Below are 21,796 nucleotides of genomic sequence, written 5' to 3'. Positions count from 1 at the left end.
ATCATTGATCATTACTAAACTTTTCAAATAAATAGCTGGATATGCCAGCCAGTTTACCAAGAGCGGTTTGAGGTTTTAGCAATAGCAGGATAAAGCTGTAAAGGGTGAGTCGGAGAAAACGCAGGATAAAAATGGCTTTGTTGGTATATCGTTCTAGCGTGAGCAAATAGCTATAGGTGCTGTGCTTTAATTTTTTAGTCATATTTCGATTGGCGATTGCAGAGGCTTCGTGAACGACAGCAAACTGACTGGTAACTGCAATCTGATGCCCCTGCATGGCGTAGCGACGACAAAAGTCAAAGTCTTCGTAGTAGAGAAAATAAGCTGGATCAAACTGAGGGCATTCCGGAAAGTGACGCAGATTAATTAAAAGACTACATCCACTCACCCAGTCACAAAAGACATAGGCAGTATCGGGATGAGAGGAAAGTAGATCAGTGGAGAGGATAGCACCCAACTTAGGGATAAATTGACCTCCAGCGAACCAGAGCTCAGCAGCAGGCGTGTAGATCAGGGTACCAACAATCGAGAGTTCTGGATGGGCGTTAAAGAAAGGAGAAACTTTTTTTAAAGTGTTTTCTGGCAGATAAGTATCAGGATTGATCATCCAGACAATAGCATTGGGATTTCGCTCGTAGATCCAGTTCAGTCCCAGATTGCAGGCTTTGCCAAAGCCCAGATTGGTTTGGGCGTCTAAAATTTGCAGGGATTCGGTGTAAAGGTCTTTAAGCTCCTGATCATTAGCGGAGTTATTAACAACAACAATTTGATGAGGAATGGTTTGAGTTGCTGGAATTGAGTCGATTAATCGAGCAATCAGGCGAGTTGAATAGTAATTGACGGTCAAGAAGTAAATCACATCCGTTCAGTGTAAACTACCCATGGACTGAAAGTCGGGAATATTTGGCGGATGTCTAGGGCTACCTCGAAAATGGTTCCCGCAATTGTCCGCCAACACTTTAGGCTCCACAATCCTGAGTTCAGGAGTTTTGGTCTGTTCGATGTTCATCGGCGATGGTTCTGGAAGAGTCGGACTAGGTAAATAAACTTAAACGAATTGAGTGAAAACGATGAAAAAGTGGGAGAATAATAACAGAAGTGCTACAGAAGTGCTGTTGACACATGTTACCATCATGCTTATCCCTATTTGCCTATCTAATCCCCATCGCTGAGCGGCTCCTTAGATAAGTGAGTCAAGCAGCAAGTGTATTCTCAGCAACCGTGTAACTGCACAGCGGTTGTTGACAAGGAGGTGGGGCTTGATACCAATAGCGAGTATTTGGAGTGAAACCCTTCATCGATCAAGCGTGGTGGACTAACCGAATTCTAGGAGGGTTAGCGTCAAGGGCATTGGCGTCTTTGGCAACCATCAAGTTGGAGTAGTTAAAACAAAGGCTTGAATTTAAACGAGAGAACTAGGTGGTGTTCACTCGTCTTCCTTACTAACTGCATAAGAGGTAGTAACTCAAGAGATACATCTAGACAGCAACATCTACCAAGGAGTTTTCAAACTTTGAGTGTGTATTGTGATTGAGCGCCATTTTCTTAGCAAACAACTGCATAAGTAGCAATGGCTGTAGAGATATACACAGACGGAGAACTTGCTAGGACAGTGAAGGTTTATGTCATGCGATCGCGGTTTTTTTGATCAGCACCTGCATAAGGAACACTGACTTCAGAGATATAGGCAGACAGAATACCTAACACAAAATCGAAATTTTTATGAGGTGCGATCGCTCTTGTTGCAGCCAACAACTGCATAAGCAGATCTAACTCCAGAGATACAGACAACTAAGCGCAATGAACATGAAGTTTTCGACTTGGACATTGCTCTAATAACGACACCACTCAACATTTAAACCTGACTCAAAATTGAGGAGTAATTTGCAATGGTCTTTTTAGTGGGAACTCTAGGCGACGACTATTTACTCGGCGGTACAGGAAATGATTATCTCAATGGTGGGAATGGCAGCGACATCATTGATGGCAATAGTGGAGACGATGTTATTTCAGACTCTTTGGGCAGCAATCTTATCTATGGTGGATTGGGAGCTGACTTCATCAACACGGGCAATGGCAATGACATTATCTACACCGAGAACGGATTCCTAGACGCCTCTGGTGTTTCAACAAACTTTGTAGATGCTGGTGGTGGCAATGACACTGTTGTAGGAGGGTTTGGCAGTGAAATCCTCAACGGTGGTGCTGGCGACGATGAAATCTATGGCATCGGCGGTAATGACACAATAGATGGGGGTTTCGGGAATGACTTCATTTTCGGCGCACTTGGAAATGACGTAATTTTCGACTTCGCCGGCAACAACAAGATCTATGGTTACTATGGCTCTGACTTCATCAATACGGGCAATGGCGATGACATTATCTACACCGGTAGCGACATCCTAGACCCATTGGATGTGGCGACAAACTTTGTAGATGCTGGCGGCGGCAATGACATTATTGTAGGAGGGTATGGTAATGACATTCTCAACGGTAGTGCTGGGAACGACATAATCTTCGGCATCAGCGGTAGTAATACCATAGATGGAGGTTTTGGAAATGACTTTGTTAGAGGCGGACTTGGAAATGACGTTATCGTAGACTACGCAGGCAACAACATTATCTATGGTTACTATGGCTCTGACACCATCAATACGGGTGATGGCGATGACCGGATCTACACCGATGACAGCATCCTAGACCCCTTTAATATTTCAATAAACTTTGTATATGCTGGCGGTGGCGATGACACCGTTGTAGGAGGGTATGGCAGTGAAGTCCTCAACGGTGGTGCTGGTAACGACACAATCTTCGGCATCGCCGGCCTGGATTTAATTGATGGAGGTTTGGGTGATGACTATCTAGAAGGTGGTATTGACAGTAACACCATCACAGGTAATGCTGGCAACGATCTAATCTTGGATATTCTCGGCTTTAACTTCCTGGATGGTGGCGATGGAAGCGATACAGTAGGAGGTGGTCTTGACGCAGATACCATCTATGGTGGGTTGGGAGCGGATGCCCTGTTCGGTGGAGACGGAGATGATTTTATAGGTGGTGGCACTGTAAATGCTTTCAACTTCAGTGACGACTATCTTGAGGGTGGTAACGGCAATGACACTCTCTGGGGAGGTTACGGCAGTGACACTCTTATTGGTGGTAATGGTAATGATCGTTTGATTGGCATAGGAGGTTATGACGTCTACAGAGGTGGATTTGGGACTGATACTTTCGTATTGGGACAGGCGGGATTCGTAGACTTCTTGGGACTTGGCTATGCCACGATTAAGGATTGGGTATTTGGAGAGGATATCATTCAAGTAACTGGAAATCTGAACGATTACACTCTCCAGATTGGGGATTTCTCTGGAACCTCTGCTCTTGATACCGAAATTCTCTTCCGGGGTGACACAATTGCGGTTGTGGAAGACTCAGCAGCAGCGTTTATATTTGCTGGCTCCACTGTTGTACTAACCTTTGCATAGAAAAAGGTACAGGACTTACGCAAATTTACCCTTTAACCGCCATGGGTAGGGCCGAATGACCAATTTGCCCCTACAGTATATGGTGCTTGTGCATAATTCCTGAGGTAGCAGAATCTGTTACGGCACGCCTTATGAAGGCGTGTTCACAGCTCTTGCTTTATTAAAGCCCAGCTACAACAGCTAGGCTTTACTCTGTTTCTAGTTCCTATATGATCGCACTTAGGTAAGCCCTTGCTATCTAATCATCGGTTTTCATCCCCATCATTTTTTTGACCCCAAACCAAGCTGTCCGTAACTTCCAGAATTTACTAGTCTTCATGGCAGCAATTTCTGCTTGAGCTTGCTCTAAGTGCGATCGCATGACAAGAGTTTCTGTTTGAGTTTGTTGGAGTTGCGATCGTAGAGTAGCCATTTCTGTTTGAGTTTGCTCTAAGTGCGATCGCAGAGTAGCAATTTCCTCTTGAGCTTGTTGAAGTGGAGGCAGTTGCTTATAGAAACTTTCCAAATGGAGCTTTTCAGGCCAATCTTCTTGTGGTGATACATTAGTTAGTGAAGATAGTTCTAAAGTCTGTTGCTGTCCTTTTACTGCCACAAGGGTAATCCGGTCATAGACCTTATGAACTTCATACATCTTCTTCATCTCTTGGCACTCGAAGATCGAAGTAAATCCGACTTGGGTGAGCAAGTTATATAGAGAGGGACGAGTGAACCAAAAACTTTCAAGATTATCAATAGATGACCACAGCACTTTTGCCCGTTCTTCGAGCGTAGACACTGAAGAATGCTCTAAATAAGATTTTCCCCAGTAGGTCTTTCCTTGATAAGAGCAAGATTTTTCCTGAGTGAAGCTGATGTGCGTATCTAGAATTAACAACCCTTCACAAACTTCGGCTATCTTTTCCATGAAGTGAAGAACGTCGGGAGTATCGAGATGGTAAAAGATACCGATACACAAAACTACATCGAAAGAGCCATATTTTTCTTTACTTAAATTCCGGACATCATCCTGAAAAAGTTCAAGATTTTCTAAACCCAGTATTCGTTTGACAAACTTTGCTTTCTCAATGTTTGCTTCTCGAACTTCTATGCCTACTGCCTTAGCTCCATAACGAGCCGGTTCTATGGCATAAATTCCCTCAAGACTAGCTAAGTCTAAAATCCGCAGGCTCTGTAGGGGGCGATCAAGCAAATCAGAGATTGTTTGAAAGATGCTTTTCAATCGGGTTTCAGTCTGAGTTAGGATGCTTTTTTTTAACTCATCTTGAACCTCTTGTTGTTCGTCAATGGTGTAAAGCTCCTGTCCGAGGTAAATTTTATGAGATGTCCATTGGCCGTAGCGCTCAATAATTTTTCTTTTCTCTTGCTCTATTAATTCAATGTCGTTCAAGTTTCCCTCCTTTAAGTCGTGACTTCTAACTACCAAGTTTTACCAAGCTTACCCGTAAAGCCGTGGATTAGCCCTAACAAACAAGCCCAGATTTTTAAAGCTTTATCTTCAGGTATACACAGCAAAATCAAAGCAATTGTACGGCTCAAGTAATTCACTCGTCGCCAATAATTGATGAAGCGATACCATCCTTGAGAATAGTGAATATCTAGATAAGTGTGATTTCTGAAGATATAGTAGTACCGGAGAGGAGAGTAGTTGTGGATGAGCCGTTCTCTGCCAAATACTTCTACTTGAATTGGCTTACCAAAGTTATGGTACATTCTTGCTTTAGGAACAATCAAGTTATGAAATCCTTGTTGCCTTAGTCTCAGCCCGTAATCAAGGTCAATTCCATCAATAAACAGGTCGGTACGGGGTAAAGAAACTGTTTGAGCTGCCGTAAGGGATGTTAAAGACCCGGAAGTAATCGGAGAATCACATTCATAGGGTTGTTCTGTTTCAGGGGGTTTGCGACCTTTGAAGCAACCATCCTCAAATACAGCCCCTTCAATAATTTGATGGCTTCTGGGATCAATTGCTGTCGGTCCAATAATCCCAATTAAATACTCTGAACTATTCAAACTTTCATAAGCCAACAATAGTTTAGTTAAACAATCATCTTCCACTACACTATCTTGGTCAAATATCCACAAGAAGTCATAGCCTCCCTGGATTGCCCAGGCAAAAGCAATAGCTAAACCTCCAGAGATTCCAATGTTTTCAGGATAAAATTTAACAATTACATTCTCAAAAATACTTTTTTCATCAATAACTAATTTTTGCTGTGAGTTATCAACAATCAAAATTTTCTGTATGGGAAAATCTTGGCGATTGATTGCGTGAATGCATTGCTTTACCGCTTCTGAATCTTCGTAAGCCGTAATGTAAGCGGCAATCTGATATTGACACTGAATTACTAATTTTTCTGGCTCCAAAAGATTAGGCTCTCAAAATCTTATGTTTTTTCCTTGAAATCAGATAAAGCGTTGCCAAAGTCAATATTTTTTTGAATTTAAGCCAGACTAATCGTAACTTCCAAAATTTGCTGCTTTCCATAGCCGCAATCGTTGCTTGGGCTTGATGTAACGCTTGCTGCGTCTTTTGTAACTGCGATCGCACTTGTGCCAGAGTTTCAGATTCAGACTCAACAGTCAATGCAAATGGTTGCGATTCCACAGCTTTGAGGGCAATTAAAAACTCATTGTAGAGGGGTTCATTATAGGATTTATCAATGATTTTTAAGCCTTCCAGCAGCTTCCCATCTATTAAATACTGAATTTGAGTAAAGAATTCTTCATCTATCCAAACATGACAATGTGCATCTGCTAGACCAGACTCAAAATTCTGGCGACCCCACTCATAAAACTCTGTGGCTGATTCTAAACTTTTTTGTCTAATTTCATCAGACCAAGCCTTGGCGAATTCTAAAATATGCTCTAATGAGGGATAGTTGAAGTCATTGTAATAATCATTAATTAAATGTTCTATGGTTGTTGAAGGTCTTGAAGCATCTGGGGTTCTTCTCTTATCTGGGCAGGCAATTAAAATTGTTCCACCAGGCTTTAACAACTTCTGCAAATCTTCGATATATCCGATCGGGTTAGGAATATGCTCAATTACATGGCAGAGAACCACATAATCAAATTTTTTAGCAATTTGTAGATGGATTTTGGTATCTCTTTTAAGAATATACGTGACTGGCATAACTGTCTCAGGAGGCAGGTTCCAAAGACGAATCATCTCTTCAGCAGAACGAAAATCTGCGAATTCACAGTTGCCTATTTTTCTTGGCACAGTGGGTAGATCGCAAGATCCTATCTCTAATCCTTCTGACTCCTTTAGATCCACCCATGTTTTCAAAAACTTCAACCGATTGGCTTGATAATCTTGGCGTGTAATCATTGTTTTTTTAGTTATTTTTTGTGAAAAATTTTAAGCACATTTTCGGCCTTCAATATAATAGAATTTGCTTTTTATCGACCTATGTGGATTTCATATTTAAAGCTTTTTTGACTTCAAACCAGGCTTTTCGCAGCTTCCAAAATTTACTGGTTTCCATCGCCGAAATGGTAGCCTCAGCTTGCTCCAACTCTGCCTGAGCTTTTAGAAGCTGTCCCCTTAATAGTTCCAGACTTTGCAGACTTTCTAGACTTTCGGTTTGCTGTGTTCCTAATGAAAACCATTCGATCGCCTTATTTAAATAATCACCGTCGAGATAGTCATTGGGTTGTAATGAATTAACATTAACAGGATATCGTTGGGCATAACGTTCAACAGCAAATGTTCGCTTGGGCTGGCAAACAGCTCCATCGTCATCATGACGTATTTCGATAGATACGCCAAACTCTTTGACAACGCCTTTATAGTATTTGAGTGCAAAGTCCAGACTAATTTTATTACTATAAAGCTCTGTTAGTACTTGAGGCTCTACAATATAAATAAATTCCTTGAGTACCCAATTTGCTTTAAGAAAATCTTTCCAGAAATCTTTATACCAGACACAGAGGTGAAGGTAATGATCTTCATTGTAGAATATTTTATGACTGAGAATAAAAGCCGGATTAGACCAACCATAAGGAGTCCAGAATTCTAATTCAGCACCATTTTGACAAACACGCCCTAGTTCTTGGAACAGTGGCATTGGATTATCAATATGTTCTAAGAAGTGAGATGAATGAACATATTGAACACTACGATCAGGAAAAGGTAGCGCTTCGTTTTGAATATTTAATACATAATCAACACAGGAATGAGGTTCAATATCAACACCAATCGTTCCTTCCTTTTTACAAGCTCCGCAGCCTAAGTCAATTTTTAAATTATTCATTGGTATCCTTCTGTTTAATGATTAGAAACAATGATAAAGGTCTAGAAATTCATTCAGGCTGTTCTAAAAGTATATTGATTGAGTAACTGCTCAAATTTAGAACACATCCTTGCTACTGTTAGTGTTTTAGCTGATTCATATCCAGCGCTCGCAATTTCTCGTCGCAACACAGGATTATTGACAAGTTCCATCAACGCTTCAGAAACAGCTTGGGAATTGGGTTCTGCTAAAATACAAGTCTTTCCATCCTCAACCATACCTCGAACTGGAGGAACATCCGCCTCAACAGTTGCACATCCACAAGCCATCGCTTCAAATACAACTGTACTGATGTTAGTTAGGGAGAAAGATAAATGGATATCAGATGAGCGCATGGCTTCTGCGGCTTCCGACTGAGTTAAAACGCCTAAATTTTGATAAGGAAATGGGAGTTCTATAGCTTCTTCCATTCCGTACAATTTAATTTGTACATCAGGATTTTGCTGATGCAATTTATCTAAAGCTTCTACTCCAACAGCAAAATTACGTCGGGGAATGTTTGGTCGAGCAAAGAACAGTATCGAGCAAGACCGATCAGGATTGCAATGACGAGTCAAAACTGGAGCTTTAGCTAAAAACGCTTCATTCAAGGGAAAGTTGATATAAGGGTATTGAATTCGATTCCTTTTGCTCAACACTTGGGATAAATACTTGTCGAGACAAATTATACCTAACGGCAAATCATAGGTGGCTTCTGCCTGAAGAAAACAAGGATCATCAGGTTCATAAAAGTAAGGTTCATAATCTTGAACGTAGTACGCTTTAAATCTTGTATTAACTAGCTTATCAACGACATAAGCAGTTGGCCAGTTTGTTGCGATCGCCACATCAGATTCCACAATATCAGCGTGACCACAATGAATAATTGCTTTACTCTTCCCAAAGTTCTCCTCACAGAATTTTTGTACTTGTTCGGGAGTAAAGCCTGTCAGATGTGCCATCGGTTCAACATAGATATTTACGTTGTGACCTTGCTCAGCTAAGTAATGAGCTAGATAAAAAATATGCTTATAACCTCCTCCTGTTTGAGCAATAGGCGCTCGAAGAACAAAAGCAATGGATAGAGGTTTATCGGGTAATATCTTTCCTCCAACAAGCGTTTGCCATGCTTTCCCCGTTAGAGTCGCTGCTGTGCGGGTAAGATATCGAGCATTGACATCATCAAACGCCTTCTGCCCCATTTCCTGCCGTAACTTGGGGTTAGTGATCAGTTCCCGTAGAGCATTCTCCCACTCTTGAGGATTGCTGCACAGCCGTCCATTCACTCCATCGGTAATACCAACCCGAAAAGCCCCCCAATTGGAGGCAACAGTCGGAACGGAGACAAGCCCTGCTTCAAAATACTTAAGTTCGCTTTTTGATTCCGTAAAGTCGTTATTTTTTTCCAGGGGTGCGAGATTGATGGTAACTTTTCGGTATAGCCCCGGTAAATCTTGCCAAGGAAGGAAAGGAAATTTTTCAATTTGAGATGAAAATGGCTGGAGTTCTTCTGGAATATCTAGATGCCCAACGACCATCAAGCGAACGTCAGGGAACTCTTTTAGGATACTACTTAGAGCATAAACGCATTCTGCAAAATCTTTTGCATGGGTTCTGGTCCCACTGAAATAGGCAATTCTGATTAGCTGATCGTCAGGAATATAGATATCACGAGCTTTAATAGCCTCTTGTTCCATGTCGCTGCTGATACGATTTCGAGAAATAACAACAGCCTTTTCAGGAAAACTCTTTTCTATTTTCTGCTTCAGTTTTTCCGTACTAACAACGACAGCCTCACACAAGCTCAAGGCCTTGCGATATCGCCTCACCCCATCTTCGTAAAGCTGCTTGTCTTTGAGATCCATCTTCATATAAGCATCAATTTGATGCAAGAGAGATGTATCAAAGACTAAATCATCCGTTTCAAAAATAACCTTTAGACCCAGGTTGTTAGCCTTCGCAACGAACTGTTCAAATTCGTAAGTATAAGGAACGCGATGGGCAACGATTATCCTATAGTTCTTTAGAAGTTCTTCATAGAGAAATAAATTGGGTTCGTAGACATCAACGGCATAGCCGACATACCTTAGTATTTCTGCCTGATGGTGACATCGATATCGATAAGCATCCCCTGGACAGCCACTAATAAAGGCAAACATTTTTGAGATGTTTTTAGAGAAGCCAGGGTTGTTGTTGAAGCGGCTGTTATCAGAGAGACTGGCAAGAGCATTAGGGCGATAAATTTCTGAATCGGAGACGAGATTTAGAATATCCTTGACTTTAAACCAAGCTAATCTTAGCCTCCAGAATTTACTGCTTTCCATGCCGGAAATTAAAGCCTTAGCCTGCAACAGTTGGGACTGAGATTTCCCTAATTCAGCTTGAGTATGTTGCAACTGGGAGTGCGATCGCTCTAACTGACTCTGCGATCGCTCTAACTGACTCTGCGATCGCTCAAGCCCAAATTTGGTTTCTTGCATCTGAAACAGGGCTTTATTTAATTCTGCCTGAGTCTGTTGTAATTGAGTCTGCGTTTGCTCTAACTTAATCTGAGTGTTGACAATCTGAGAGTGCGATCGCTCCAACTCCGACGGCTCTAAGTTGAGAGCATTTAATTCCCTGGACGCTTTTGATTGAGGAGGATGAGTCAGCGTTACCACCTCGTAGTAGTTCTCTACCATCTCTTGCAACGTTCGATGGGATATACCTTTTAGGTAAGTGCTAACCTTAGCCAAAAGGTGCCGCTGCTCAGACAATTCTCTAATTTTATCAATGAGAGCATTCTTTTCAGGAGTAACTAAAAATCCATTAACTCCTTCTTTTATACGATCTTGAAAGCTACCTAGATTCGTTGCTAAAACTGGAATTTCTAAAAGGGAAAGTTCGCTCAAAGTATAGCTAAATGTTTCCGGAACAATCGATAAAAGAAGACCTAAGTCAGGAGATATTTGTCCTACAAGTTTTGGCAAGTCATCTAGGGAGTATTGTTCAGCAACTATATGGATTCCAGGCATTTCTTGAAAATTTTGACCTGTAGCACCACACCCCAACAAAAAAATATCCGCAACATCAAGAATTTCTTGATATATTTCTTTGAGCAGCTCTAAACCCTTGTGAAATACTAATCGTCCTAAAATAAGAATTTTTAGCTTTCTATTCTCCTGATGTAGATCATCCAGTTCTATATCAGAATGAATTGGCAACTCTGCTCCATGAGGAATTATCTTAAACTGAACATTGGCAAGAGCGGGTTCCAGCTTAATTAAGTTACGCTTAACTGAATCAGAAGGCGCGACTAGTGTAACTTTATGATGCTGAATTAACTTTAAAAAACTCTTACGAATCGGCATCCATTCTGAAGCTGAGGCTTGAGGAAATAAATTATTGTATGGATTTTCTTTAAAACAATGCTGTAAATGACTGAAATTACACTCCTTACATACCTTGCCAAAGTAAATGTTTATAGCTGGACAAAAGGGATAGTAGTCATGGCAAATAACTGTAGTCTCTAGATTAGTATTAAGAATATCCAATGAATGACCAATAAATGATGAAATCAGGATAGCACTAACATTAAAGTGATTAATAATTTCATCTAGGGCATAACGATAATCCAGATTAGTAACAGAAGTAGCATGAATAGGGAGAGTAAGCTCCCAAACACGAGTTGGTATATCGATGTCAATGGATTGATATAGTTCAAGCCTTTGTCCAGGAATCCCTGGAACTCCTGAGGACTTTAAAACTAAGTTAGTTCGCAGAATGTCTGTATGGGAGTAGTCTCGTACCCATCGTTCTATTCCTCCCCCCCAACTATGCATGACGTGGAGTTGTACTGGCTTGTTGTTAGTTTGTGAATCTTGGTACATAACACGGCTTACTTACAAAGCTTTTGAAACTTTAGGTTGAGATGCCAGGGAGTATGGTATGGCAAGACAAATCCAGAACAGGAAATTTAATCGATAAGACATCAGGAGTCCTAAGTCAAAAGCTTGCATCAACATTATAGATATCGATACTATAATTAACCCTGCCGACAATTGGTAAGTCATACTCTTTTTTGTTCTTACTGTTCGGAGGAAATGGATACAAGAAAACAATATATATCCTAAAAAAGATAAAAATAATATAGCGAGAGGCAAGCCAGTATCTGCTCCAAGTTGCAAAACTATATTATGAGCGTGAGCCATTTCCATTCCTGTACGATTCGCACACTCTTGTGAAAACTTCCCAATCCCCCAACCGAAAAGTGGCTTTTTCTGAATTAACTGAACAGCACATTTATAAAAAGGCTTTCTGTCATTCCAAGACGCTAGTACTGAATTTAGAAGAGTCAAAAGCCTTTGGGGAATTAGAAAAGTTACAAACTGCGTTAGCCAACCAAAGCTGTTTAAAGAGATGAAAGCTATAAGAGTACCGACTGCGCCAATGGTTATCAGATATAGCCATTTATCTGTCATCCAGGACAGCCAAATAATAGTGCTAAGTAAAAAAATCATTAATCCAGCATCTGAACCTGACCATATTATCAAAGTTGTGCAGAGAGCTAGGCCAAAAAAAGGAACTAAAATCCGTATGCCTAATTTTAAATTAATAGTATAATTAAGAGTGAAGGGCTTGAGTTCAGCTATTAACAAATTCAAGCAAATTCCTGCACAAAATATACAATAAACTGAAAAAATATTTGGATTGAAAAAACTAGCTGAAGTTTTAAGACCTCGTGCAATCGGGCCTACGCATACATCAATTAGGGGAAACTGTTCTCCTAAAAAATAAAACCTTCCATACCAACCTAGATAATTCTCCCCAACTGCCAAGAGAAACTGTTGTGGAATTGTCAGAATCAAAGCATAAAAAAAATTAGTAATTTCCGATTCCGAAAACGGTTCTAAGCTGATTAGGAAGAAGAAGGGTAAAAAAGGAATATAATCACTTAAAGATATTGAACCAGGAAGAATTCTCTCCGGTTCAACCTTCCGGAAAGCTAGCCCAATAGACAAGACTACAATACAAACAGTAAGAACTATACGCTCCCTGGTAAAAATCACCTGCTTCCAGTTAAAGATTGAGACTAATGCAGCCCCAAAGTAAAGTAAGCCGCAAAGGAGAGGACTGACTGAAAATAGTAGAGTGCCAGCGATCAAAAAAGTTTGACGGCTGTATAACCAAGATACGATAGTCGGGAAATTCTTCACCTTGTTGCTTGCTCTTGTTTACCTAAGAATTAACATCATTGTGTAAAAATTTATACGAGAGAACTAAGATAAGTCTTTACAGCATCCTCAGCACTACCTGAAAATTGAATTTCACCTTTCTTTAACCAAATAGCTCGATCGCAAGACTGCTGGATGAATCCCAAATCGTGAGAAACCACCAAAACCGTGGCATTCGCCTCCCAGAATTTATCAATCCGCCGTTTGCACTTATTCTTAAAACTCTCATCCCCTACCGATAACACCTCATCGAGAATCAAAATATCGGGGTGTACCTCTGTCGCGATCGCAAATCCCAATCGTGCTACCATCCCTGAAGACAACGCCTTAACTGGCATCAAAGCATAGTCCTGTAACTCAGCGAACTCCAAAATGGCTGGTGTTCTCTGTAACATTTCTGCTTTGGAAAACCCTAGTAACACCCCATAAAAGATAATATTATTCATCACTGACATTTCCGGATCGAACCCCGCTCCGAGTTCGATCAACGGTGCAATCTGTCCTCGCACCCGTACCGTGCCACTAGTTGGCTGCAAAATTCCACAAATTACCTTCAGCAACGTCGATTTGCCTGAACCATTTGCTCCAATAATCCCTACCTTTTCCCCAGCTTCCACCACCAAGTCGATCCGATCCAATACCACTTTTTTCGCTGGCTTGCGGTACTTTCCCTCCAAAAACGACAAGATCGTCTTTTTTAGGTCATAGGAGTATTCCTCTTGGGTTCGCCGCAACAGCGAAACCCGATCCAGCCGAATCAATTCCATCTAGAGCAAATCCATAAACTGCGATCGCCATTTACTAAAACATACCCATCCCAGCATTGAAAACAGGACACCACTGAGCAACGCGCCTCCCAACAAGTTAAGGTCGGGTAGCGTCCCGGATAGTGAAATTTGCCGCAGACTTTCGATCACCAGCCACAGTGGATTCAAAACTAAAAACGGTTTTACAGTTGCTGGCACGATGGCTGCTGGATAAAATACCGGACTACTCACCCAAATCACAAAGGTAATCAACTCATAAAAATAAGGTAGATCTCTAAAAAAGACAAATAGTCCACTCACTAACAGGCCAATCCCTGTACAGACTAATGTTAAAGCCAACAACGGCAACGGTAGGACTAGCACATTCACGAGGTTTCTAGAAGTCACTAACGTTACGATTGCTAGGAGTGGCAAAACCCCAATAGCAAACTGAAACACATTCGCCATTACCATAGATACAGGAAAAATACTCATGGGCAGGCGAATTTTGTTTAATAACCCGCCATTGTTGACCACGCTTGACAGGGCTTGAGCCGTCGAGGCCGAGAAAAAGTTGATCACCACCAGCCCTGTGAATGCGGACAAGACATAGTTAAGTAGGGAGTTATGATAGTAAGAGGAAAATGCCATCCCAAAAATGGCGGTATAAAGCCCCGTCATAATTAAGGGATTGAACAATGACCAATATACGCCCAAAAATGAACCTCGGTAACGAGCGTTGAGATTCCGCGCCACTAAGACTTGCAGCAATTCCCAATAGCGCTGCGCTTCTGGCCTGATCAAACTGGTTTTCAGGGAAAGGGTCATAGTTAAGCTTCAAAGAACCAAGGGTTAGTAACGAGGATTTAGGTGAAGTAGCGATCGCTCTTTTTTTCTGGCTCCACATTTTCCACGCCGCCATTAAATTGAGACAATTCTAAAGCCTGCCTGCAATGTTGAGCTAAGTCCCACAGAGCATCTACGGGTAAATGGCTGATTTCGGAGCGAGAGAGAGTGGTGAGTACGTCTGATAAAACCTCTCCTGAGGGAGGTTGGCTGGAGACTGCCATGATTTTGGGGTGACCTGTGGAAACAACGCTTTCAGTAGAGCTTACCAGAGACTCATGCAATTTCTCTCCAGGACGAAGACCTGTAATTTGAATGGGAATATCGAGTTCCTCACTAAGACCAGCGAGGTGGATCATTTGTTCCGCCAGGTTATAGATGTTCACTGGCTGACCCATATCCAAGATTAACGTCTGACCCGATTGGCCTACAGCCAGACTTTGGAGCACGAGCTGAGAGGCTTCCGGGGTGGTCATAAAATAGCGGGTCATGGCTTGATGTGTGACAGTGACAGGACCGCCTCTGGCAATTTGCTCCTGAAAAATAGGGACGACGCTGCCGCGACTGCCCAGGACATTGCCGAACCGCACGACAAGGAAGCGAGTATGGCCTTGACCTGAACAGGCTTTCACTAAAAGTTCTGCCAAACGCTTGCTCAGCCCCATGAAGTTGTTAGGCTCAACAGCTTTGTCCGTGGAAATGAGGACGAAGGTATTGACGTTGTGAGTACTAGCTAGCTGGGCTAAGTGGAACGATGCGAGGGCGTTATTTTCTAGAGCTTCTGTGGGGTTATGCTGCATTAACGGTACATGTTTGTGAGCCGCAGCGTGAAAGACGATTTCAGGTTTCCAGGTTTTGAAGATTTGCTCGATACGGGTTTGATGGCGGATATCCGCAATCAGGGCAGTCAAGGGGAGATTGGGGAAATTTCGCCTTAATTCTTGCTCGATGTTGAAGATGCTGTTTTCGCCACGTCCTACTAGCAGCAGGTGTTTGGGTTCTAGACGCGCTAGCTGACGACAGATTTCTGAACCGATACTACCTCCGGCTCCTGTGACGAGGACGGTTTGTTGGTAGATTTGCGATCGCGCACTTGGAAATTGCGAACTAAATTCAGCGTCGAAGTCCAATTTAATTTCGGGGCGTCCCAGGATGTCTTGAATCTGGATGTCTCTCGCTTGGGGAGTAAGAGTGCGATCGCGTATAATCTCACCATGTCCGGGTAGAACTTTAAGTTTGAGTGAGGAGCCACGCGCTTGATTGACAATTTTGCGAATTTGTGCAGCATTAGCTGAGGGCATGGAAATCAGCACTTCGTCAGCGTTTAGGCTTTGTGCGATCGCGCTCATTTGGGAGGTCTTACCGAGAACTGGCACTCCCTCTACTTTCCGCCCCACTTTGGTTGGATCATCATCCACAAATCCGACAATTTCCAGATTAATTTGGGGATTTTGCTGAACTTCTTGAACAATCTGGCAGCCTGCTCTGCCTGCTCCTACCAGCAGCACCCGTTGTCGCTCTGTTGGGGGAAGACCTTGCCGACGAATATGGCGGGAGTAGCGACCCAATTGTTGTTGAGAAAGCGACCATCGACGAGCATATCGCAGGCCAATCATTCCCATCAGACAAAAACTCCAGTCAATGGCTGCAACCCCTATGGGAATTCCGTTCACAGGCTGCAAGCGAGGAATAACAAGGCGGTTGGTGACTAGAAGCAGTAAAGAATAGAGCGTGATTGCTTGGAACAGGGTGATGGCATCCTTGAGACCAAACAAACGCCAGATTTGTTTATAAAGGCCAAACGCACTCTGCACAAGCAGGCGTCCGGGGATAGCTAGCAAAGGCAGCATCCATGCCAGGGTTTGGTAACTAGCTGGAATATCTCCGTCAAAACGTAGCGAAAAGGCAAGGCTGCAAGCCAACCAAGCAATACATGAATCTAGGCCGATCTGTCCCAGTCGGTATATGGAGGGAAAAAACACTCGCTTGGGCATGAAACTAATTCCCTACAGACATTTGGCAGCAACTTTTAAGGATACCGTTGCTTAGACATCTGGGCTACTCTGAGGTTTCTGCTGGGATAGTTCTTTTTTCAGCCGCAAGATTTGGTGGCGGGTGCTTGCGGCGAAAACTGCCAGTAGGAAACTGCCGATGACAGCAATCACTGCTACCTGTTTCAGGGACCGAGTTGGCTGCACCTCTGATTCTTTTACAATCTGTACGGAAATCAATTTGGCGGTGAACTTAGAGAGTTCTTTATGAGCTTGCTCCAGATACTTTCTGTCATACTCTGTAAGGGCAAGGTTAGTAATTACCTGTGCTCGCTGTTCTTCCAGGGCGTTGAGCCTAGCTGTATTGTTAGGGGAAAATTGCGTAATTTGTTGCTCCAGTTGAGTCTGAACCTGTCGGCGTTTATTTTGCTCTTGCTCAATATTGGTCAAGCGGCTTTCTATGGCCTGATCGAGTTTTGTTTGAAACCCAGTCTCTACCTGGCTAATGATTTTGGGGCTAATTTCCTTGAGAGAACTGGCATTGGCAGATTGCAGGGAGAGTTGAATTTCCTGAGCGATCGGGTCATACTGCGGCTGAGCGCTAATTGAGTCCAGTTTTTGATTTTTCAAGAACTTGACAGCTAGATTACTAGCTTGAGTGGCATCTAGTTGTAAGAGAGATTGACCCGCTATAGTAAGTGGAACAGGTTCGACGGCAAGAGTTAGCTGTTTCTGGTATTGTTGGGGTTTCAGGAGGGAGAGAGGGATGGCGATCGCTGATAGAACTACAGTAGTCAGACCGATAAATTTCCAGTTATTCCTGAAAAACTGTTTGACCTCCGCAAGAGATATTTCATCATCTTGTGTTTCCTGGTACTCCTTGGTGTGTAATGAATCCATTGCTCTCCTCACTTGACATTCCAGCTAAGCTGTAGTTTAGCCAAGAACCACTTCCATGACAGAGACTACTATACTCCGTGAGGCTTCCACAGAAACACCTAGTAGAGAAAGAATTTCGTTATGGCTACAGAAGTATTAACTGTAATCTTTATGCTGGTAGTTGCCCAACACCATGCATAAAAGGTGGGGAGTAGCGGCGCTACTTAGTGCTTGGAACCATTTGACTACTGGTTCTGTCAACCGCAAAATTTTTGGCGCGGCTGTTACAGTGGCTTTGTTCACAGGCATGGTTAAAGTTGCCTATGTCCTACAAGAATTGGTAGTTGCCTGGAAATTTGGGACTGGGGATGATCCTGATGCATTTTTAGTAGCCTTTATGCTGCCTACGTTTCTCGTCTATGTAGTGGCAGAGTCGTTTCACTTGGCACTCGTTCCCACCTATATTAAACTGCGGGAACAGGAGGGGTTAAAAGCGGCGCAAAGACTTGTCTCCAGTACAATGATTTGGAGTCTGGGCATATTAGGATTTACCGCTTTATTCATGGTTATTACGGTACCGCTTTATCTGCCAGTCATTGCTAGAGGATTTAGTCCTGCGAAATTAGCATTGACTGAGCATCTCCTCTATATACTTACCCCTATTGTAATCTTAAAGGGAGTTGCAGTTATCGGGAGGGCACTTTTGAATGCCGATGAGCAGTTCGTTTTTGCCGCTTTTTCTCCAGTCATCACTCCCGTTCTTGCTGTAGTATTTCTTCTGTTGGGTGACAAGGCTTGGGGAATCTTCCCTTTAGCCGCGGGCCTAATCGTTGGGACAGCCTTGGAGGTTCTACTTGTAGCTGCTGCACTTAAGAAGCGAGGGATTGGACTGCACCTGAAATGGTATGGCTTCGATCCTCACATGCGTCAAGTAGCAAGTCAGTACCTACCAATGGTTGTAGGTGCATTTCTTATGGGTAGTACAACTCTCGTAGATCAGTCGATGGCTGCTATGTTGTCTCCGGGTAGTGTGGCTGCACTGAATTACGGCAGCAAGGTAGTTGCCTTTCCCCTATATCTAGGGGCGACAGCCCTGGGTATAGCGGTAGTTCCCTACTTTTCTCAGATGATTGCTCAAGCAGATTGGGTGGGTGTGCGGCATACGCTCAGCCGATACTTGGGGCTGATTTTTGCAATTACTGTACCTTTGACAATTATTTTGATAATCTTCTCTAAGCCTTTAGTGCAAGTGTTGTTTCAGCGAGGATTATTTACCACTCAAGACACTCATAGTGTTGCTGTTATACAGGGTTTTTATGCTTTGCAGCTTCCTTTTTATATTGCAGGCATATTAGTGGTTCGATTGATTTCGTCAATTCAGGCGAATCAGATTTTAATGGAGGCAGCTTTCTATAACCTACTTTCAAATGTTATTTTAAATTATTTATTTTTACACTATATTGGTGTTTCAGGCATAGCTTTATCAACAGCAATTGTATATTTATTATCTTTTGTTTATTGTTGGTTCAGGCTCAAAAAGCAGATGCCTAAACTGGAGTAAAAAAAATGGAAACTATCAATTGTAATCTCTGTGGTTCAGAGGAGTATCGAGTTGTATATTCAATGCCAGATAGGCTCTACTTTAATGATGAGTGGTTTACTGTAGTTGAATGTAAAAGCTGTGGTCTAGGTTTTGTAAATCCGCGTCCAACTTATTCAGAGATATTTCGGTATTATCCTCCATCTTTTTATGAAAGTTTTGAAAAAGAACGAGTTTTTCATCAGCGTCGTTACAGGAATCAGGCAAAATTTTTGACAGGTATTCCAATGGGTAAGGATAAAAATATTTTATTGGATGTTGGATGTGCAAATGGTGATTTTCCGAGATATATGCAAACTATTGGATGGGAAGTTGAGGGGGTAGAAGTATCTCCTAATTCTAAACCTATTTCTGACTTCAAAATATACAATCAAGAATTTACGGATATACCCATACACGAAGCCTACTACGATGCAATAACAGCTTGGGCAGTTTTGGAACATGTTCACAACCCAATGTCTTACTTTAGAAAAGCCGCTGAAGTTTTAAAGCCGGGTGGCTTTTTTGTTTTTTTAGTAACTAACTTTGAAAGCATCTCCTCTAAAAACCTTTTTCGGGAAGATTTGCCAAGGCACTTATACTTTTTTACAGAAAAAACGGTTAAGGAATATTTAGAAAAGTCTGGACTTGAACTTCTTAGAAGCGACTACAGTGACCAAATATACTCAATGCGACCTGTCAACTGGTTACGTTATTATGTCTATCGTTACTTGAAAAAACATAACTTAAAATGGGAAGATATTCCCTTGACTAGAATAGAGTATTTCAATAAAAACAAACTCAATAAAAACTTATGGTCAAATCTTCAGTATGCTGTTTCCCAAAATCCATTTACTTTAGTAGATATAATGCTTATGCCTCTTTTTGAGAAATATCAGATGCTTTCAAAGAGCTATGGCATCGTTACTTATATTGCCACCAAACATTAATCATGTTTAATCATGGAGAAAGTAAGCAAAAAATACTGGGATGATTCTTGGGCAACCAACAAAATACCTAATTTTGTTGTCCCATACCAACCAGGATTAAAAAATTACCCTAAACGCTACTGGCATCAATATTTTTGTGATGTATTTTCTGGGATGGAAACTGGGAAGATGAAGCTACTAGAGATTGGCTGTGCCAACTCAGTGTGGCTTCCTTACTTTGCCAAAGAGTTCGGGTTCAAAATCTTTGGACTTGATTATTCAGAAATCGGTTGTCAGCAGGAAAAGCAAATATTATCAGAAGCCGGCGTTGAAGGTGAGATAATTTGTGTTGATTTTTTTTCACCTCCAGAAGCCATTTTAGAAGAATTTGATGTAGTCATATCTTTTGGAGTTGCAGAACACTTTGAGGATACAACAGCTTGCGTCCAAGCATTTTCAAAATTTCTCAAACCCAATGGAATAATGATTACTATTATTCCTAATATGGTTGGATTAATCGGTTGGATTCAGAAACTAATTAACCGACCTGTTTTTGATATACATGTCTTGTTAGATTCACAGGATTTGGCGGAATCTCACAAGCTTTCTAGCTTTCAAGTTAGGGATTGCAGCTATTTTATGAGTACTCATTTTGGTGTGTGTAACTTAAATGGAATTCCGACAAAATCAATAGAATGGTTTATCAAAAAAGTTATACTTTTGTTTTTAATTAGTTTTTCAGTCATTATTTGGTATTTTGAAATTAAAATAGGGAGGCTAAGCCCCAATAAGATAACCTCCCCGTATATATGTTGTGTAGCTTTAAAATTGGAATCTTAAGATGATGTCGAACCATTAGGGCAATTATCGATGCCTACTAGAGTTAGTCTAAATTATTCGTAAAAATAATAAACCACAGAGACACAGAGAACAGAGAACAAAGATAATAGAGAGAGTGGATAGTTTTACAATGCATTTAAACTGGCTATCAATTGAAACCATGTAGTAATATTATGGAAGTTTTGAAAACCGTCGATCAAGCTGAATTAGAAGTAAAACGCGGTGAGCGCTTCCAATTTGGAAAAAACTGGCAGCGCTTTTTAAAAATTCTCAACGATGAACGCATTGCAGAAGCAGAGAAATCACTTCAACAAATGCTAGAAATAGAGCATTTACAAGGCAAAAGATTCCTGGACATTGGTTCCGGCAGTGGTTTATTTTCTCTGGCTGCTCGTCGACTCGGGGCAAAAGTGCATTCTTTTGATTACGATCCTGATTCAGTCGCTTGCACTCAAGAATTAAAATCCCAATATTTTCCTAACGATTCTCATTGGATTATTGAACAAGGTTCGGTTTTAGATACTGATTATATAAAATCTCTAGGAGAGTTTGATATTGTTTACTCCTGGGGAGTTTTGCATCACACAGGTGCTATGTGGCAGGCTCTAGAGAATGCGAGTTTACCAGTTTCTCGTAGAGGATTGCTTTTTGTCGCAATTTACAATCAACAAGGATGGATCAGTAATTACTGGAAAAAAGTTAAAGAATTTTATAATAAAAATATAGGTTTGCAATTAATAACTATTTTTGTTCATTTGCCTTATCTATTCTTGCTTCGGTTTCTGGTCAGAGCGATTACAGGAAGGCTGAAAAATGAGCGAGGGATGTCTATTTGGTTCGACATGCTTGATTGGTTGGGTGGCTATCCATTTGAAGTAGCTAAACCGGAAGAAATTTGTATATTTTATCGTCGGCAAGGATTTCACTTATTGAATTTGAAGACTTGTGCAGGTAAGCAAGGCTGTAATGAATTTGTATTCCTTAAAGAAAACGCTCTATGACAGGACATTGCAA

The 21,796-nt window shown here is 41.6% G+C and carries 18 protein-coding genes; 5 read left to right on the top strand and 13 right to left on the bottom strand.

Translation table 11 applies throughout. The features are described 5' to 3' along the window. Position 1 precedes the first annotated feature (1 nt). The gene (locus tag MIC7113_RS25355; RefSeq protein WP_015185057.1) at positions 2 to 859 is read right to left on the bottom strand and encodes a glycosyltransferase; all 858 of its coding nucleotides are present in this window, start codon (positions 857 to 859) and stop codon (positions 2 to 4) included. Positions 860 to 1,620: 761 nt separating this feature from the next. After that, positions 1,621 to 1,761, bottom strand: a complete 141-nt coding sequence (locus tag MIC7113_RS36845; RefSeq protein ID WP_015185056.1) for a hypothetical protein — start codon at positions 1,759 to 1,761, stop codon at positions 1,621 to 1,623. A gap of 140 nt (positions 1,762 to 1,901) precedes the next feature. Between MIC7113_RS36845 and MIC7113_RS25350 the strand changes: the two genes are divergently transcribed. Continuing rightward, positions 1,902 to 3,485: a calcium-binding protein gene (locus MIC7113_RS25350; protein WP_172642256.1), complete on the top strand. Its 1,584-nt coding sequence runs from the start codon at positions 1,902 to 1,904 to the stop codon at positions 3,483 to 3,485. A 238-nt stretch (positions 3,486 to 3,723) separates the two neighbouring features. On the opposite strand, the gene MIC7113_RS34295 is transcribed toward MIC7113_RS25350, so the two are convergent. The 11 genes from MIC7113_RS34295 to MIC7113_RS38305 form a co-directional block, all read right to left on the bottom strand. Then, positions 3,724 to 4,872 (bottom strand): class I SAM-dependent methyltransferase, encoded by a 1,149-nt coding sequence (locus MIC7113_RS34295; RefSeq protein ID WP_015185054.1) that lies wholly within the window; start codon positions 4,870 to 4,872, stop codon positions 3,724 to 3,726. A gap of 29 nt (positions 4,873 to 4,901) precedes the next feature. Next, positions 4,902 to 5,849: a glycosyltransferase family 2 protein gene (locus MIC7113_RS25340; RefSeq protein ID WP_015185053.1), complete on the bottom strand. Its 948-nt coding sequence runs from the start codon at positions 5,847 to 5,849 to the stop codon at positions 4,902 to 4,904. A gap of 4 nt (positions 5,850 to 5,853) precedes the next feature. Next, entirely contained in the window at positions 5,854 to 6,816 is a 963-nt protein-coding gene (locus MIC7113_RS25335; protein WP_015185052.1) for a class I SAM-dependent methyltransferase, read from the bottom strand. A gap of 79 nt (positions 6,817 to 6,895) precedes the next feature. After that, positions 6,896 to 7,741 carry a methyltransferase domain-containing protein gene (locus tag MIC7113_RS25330; protein ID WP_015185051.1) on the bottom strand — a complete coding sequence of 282 codons (846 nt, stop codon included), beginning with the start codon at positions 7,739 to 7,741 and terminating at the stop codon, positions 6,896 to 6,898. Positions 7,742 to 7,794: 53 nt separating this feature from the next. Further along, on the bottom strand, positions 7,795 to 11,628 hold the full coding sequence (locus MIC7113_RS25325; protein WP_015185050.1) for a rhamnosyltransferase WsaF family glycosyltransferase: 3,834 nt from the start codon (positions 11,626 to 11,628) through the stop codon (positions 7,795 to 7,797). A gap of 12 nt (positions 11,629 to 11,640) precedes the next feature. Next, positions 11,641 to 12,954 carry an O-antigen ligase family protein gene (locus tag MIC7113_RS25320; RefSeq protein ID WP_015185049.1) on the bottom strand — a complete coding sequence of 438 codons (1,314 nt, stop codon included), beginning with the start codon at positions 12,952 to 12,954 and terminating at the stop codon, positions 11,641 to 11,643. 50 nt (positions 12,955 to 13,004) lie between these two features. Next, positions 13,005 to 13,739, bottom strand: a complete 735-nt coding sequence (locus tag MIC7113_RS25315) for an ABC transporter ATP-binding protein (RefSeq protein ID WP_015185048.1) — start codon at positions 13,737 to 13,739, stop codon at positions 13,005 to 13,007. Next, positions 13,740 to 14,546 carry an ABC transporter permease gene (locus MIC7113_RS25310; protein ID WP_015185047.1) on the bottom strand — a complete coding sequence of 269 codons (807 nt, stop codon included), beginning with the start codon at positions 14,544 to 14,546 and terminating at the stop codon, positions 13,740 to 13,742. It abuts the gene before it with no gap. Positions 14,547 to 14,584: 38 nt separating this feature from the next. Then, positions 14,585 to 16,558 (bottom strand): polysaccharide biosynthesis protein, encoded by a 1,974-nt coding sequence (locus tag MIC7113_RS25305; RefSeq protein ID WP_015185046.1) that lies wholly within the window; start codon positions 16,556 to 16,558, stop codon positions 14,585 to 14,587. Positions 16,559 to 16,609: 51 nt separating this feature from the next. Next, entirely contained in the window at positions 16,610 to 17,455 is an 846-nt protein-coding gene (locus MIC7113_RS25300; RefSeq protein ID WP_015185045.1) for a hypothetical protein, read from the bottom strand. 135 nt (positions 17,456 to 17,590) lie between these two features. Beyond that, complete coding sequence (locus MIC7113_RS38305; RefSeq protein WP_226883531.1) at positions 17,591 to 17,743, bottom strand: hypothetical protein; 153 nt, start codon at positions 17,741 to 17,743, stop codon at positions 17,591 to 17,593. Here MIC7113_RS38305 and murJ point away from each other — a divergent pair. The 4 genes from murJ (at position 17,742) to MIC7113_RS25280 (ending at position 21,783) form a co-directional block, all read left to right on the top strand. Next, on the top strand, positions 17,742 to 18,995 hold the full coding sequence (murJ, locus tag MIC7113_RS25295) for a murein biosynthesis integral membrane protein MurJ (RefSeq protein WP_226883529.1): 1,254 nt from the start codon (positions 17,742 to 17,744) through the stop codon (positions 18,993 to 18,995). The two genes, MIC7113_RS38305 and murJ, sit on opposite strands and share 2 nt — an antisense overlap. 5 nt (positions 18,996 to 19,000) lie before the next feature. Continuing rightward, positions 19,001 to 19,963, top strand: coding sequence for a class I SAM-dependent methyltransferase (locus MIC7113_RS25290; protein WP_015185043.1), 963 nt, complete (start codon positions 19,001 to 19,003; stop codon positions 19,961 to 19,963). Between the two features lie 12 nt (positions 19,964 to 19,975). Further along, positions 19,976 to 20,782, top strand: coding sequence for a class I SAM-dependent methyltransferase (locus tag MIC7113_RS25285; RefSeq protein ID WP_015185042.1), 807 nt, complete (start codon positions 19,976 to 19,978; stop codon positions 20,780 to 20,782). 173 nt (positions 20,783 to 20,955) lie between these two features. Further along, the gene (locus MIC7113_RS25280; RefSeq protein ID WP_015185041.1) at positions 20,956 to 21,783 is read left to right on the top strand and encodes a class I SAM-dependent methyltransferase; all 828 of its coding nucleotides are present in this window, start codon (positions 20,956 to 20,958) and stop codon (positions 21,781 to 21,783) included. Positions 21,784 to 21,796: the final 13 nt, after the last annotated feature.

Source organism: Allocoleopsis franciscana PCC 7113 (assembly GCF_000317515.1).
Classification (GTDB): Bacteria; Cyanobacteriota; Cyanobacteriia; order Cyanobacteriales; family Coleofasciculaceae; genus Allocoleopsis; species Allocoleopsis franciscana.
This window is presented reverse-complemented; position numbering and strand designations above follow the sequence as displayed.

Coding starts and splice junctions, on each gene's coding strand:
- MIC7113_RS25285 (WP_015185042.1), top strand. CDS start 19,976: ATGGAGAAAGTAAGCAAAAAATACTGGGATGATTCTTGGGCAACCAAC.
- MIC7113_RS25280 (WP_015185041.1), top strand. CDS start 20,956: ATGGAAGTTTTGAAAACCGTCGATCAAGCTGAATTAGAAGTAAAACGC.
- MIC7113_RS25300 (WP_015185045.1), bottom strand. CDS start 17,455: ATGGATTCATTACACACCAAGGAGTACCAGGAAACACAAGATGATGAA.
- MIC7113_RS25335 (WP_015185052.1), bottom strand. CDS start 6,816: ATGATTACACGCCAAGATTATCAAGCCAATCGGTTGAAGTTTTTGAAA.
- MIC7113_RS38305 (WP_226883531.1), bottom strand. CDS start 17,743: ATGCCTGTGAACAAAGCCACTGTAACAGCCGCGCCAAAAATTTTGCGG.
- MIC7113_RS25310 (WP_015185047.1), bottom strand. CDS start 14,546: ATGACCCTTTCCCTGAAAACCAGTTTGATCAGGCCAGAAGCGCAGCGC.
- MIC7113_RS25315 (WP_015185048.1), bottom strand. CDS start 13,739: ATGGAATTGATTCGGCTGGATCGGGTTTCGCTGTTGCGGCGAACCCAA.
- MIC7113_RS25290 (WP_015185043.1), top strand. CDS start 19,001: ATGGAAACTATCAATTGTAATCTCTGTGGTTCAGAGGAGTATCGAGTT.
- MIC7113_RS25305 (WP_015185046.1), bottom strand. CDS start 16,558: ATGCCCAAGCGAGTGTTTTTTCCCTCCATATACCGACTGGGACAGATC.
- MIC7113_RS25330 (WP_015185051.1), bottom strand. CDS start 7,741: ATGAATAATTTAAAAATTGACTTAGGCTGCGGAGCTTGTAAAAAGGAA.
- MIC7113_RS25325 (WP_015185050.1), bottom strand. CDS start 11,628: ATGTACCAAGATTCACAAACTAACAACAAGCCAGTACAACTCCACGTC.
- MIC7113_RS36845 (WP_015185056.1), bottom strand. CDS start 1,761: ATGCAGTTGTTGGCTGCAACAAGAGCGATCGCACCTCATAAAAATTTC.
- murJ (WP_226883529.1), top strand. CDS start 17,742: ATGGTTAAAGTTGCCTATGTCCTACAAGAATTGGTAGTTGCCTGGAAA.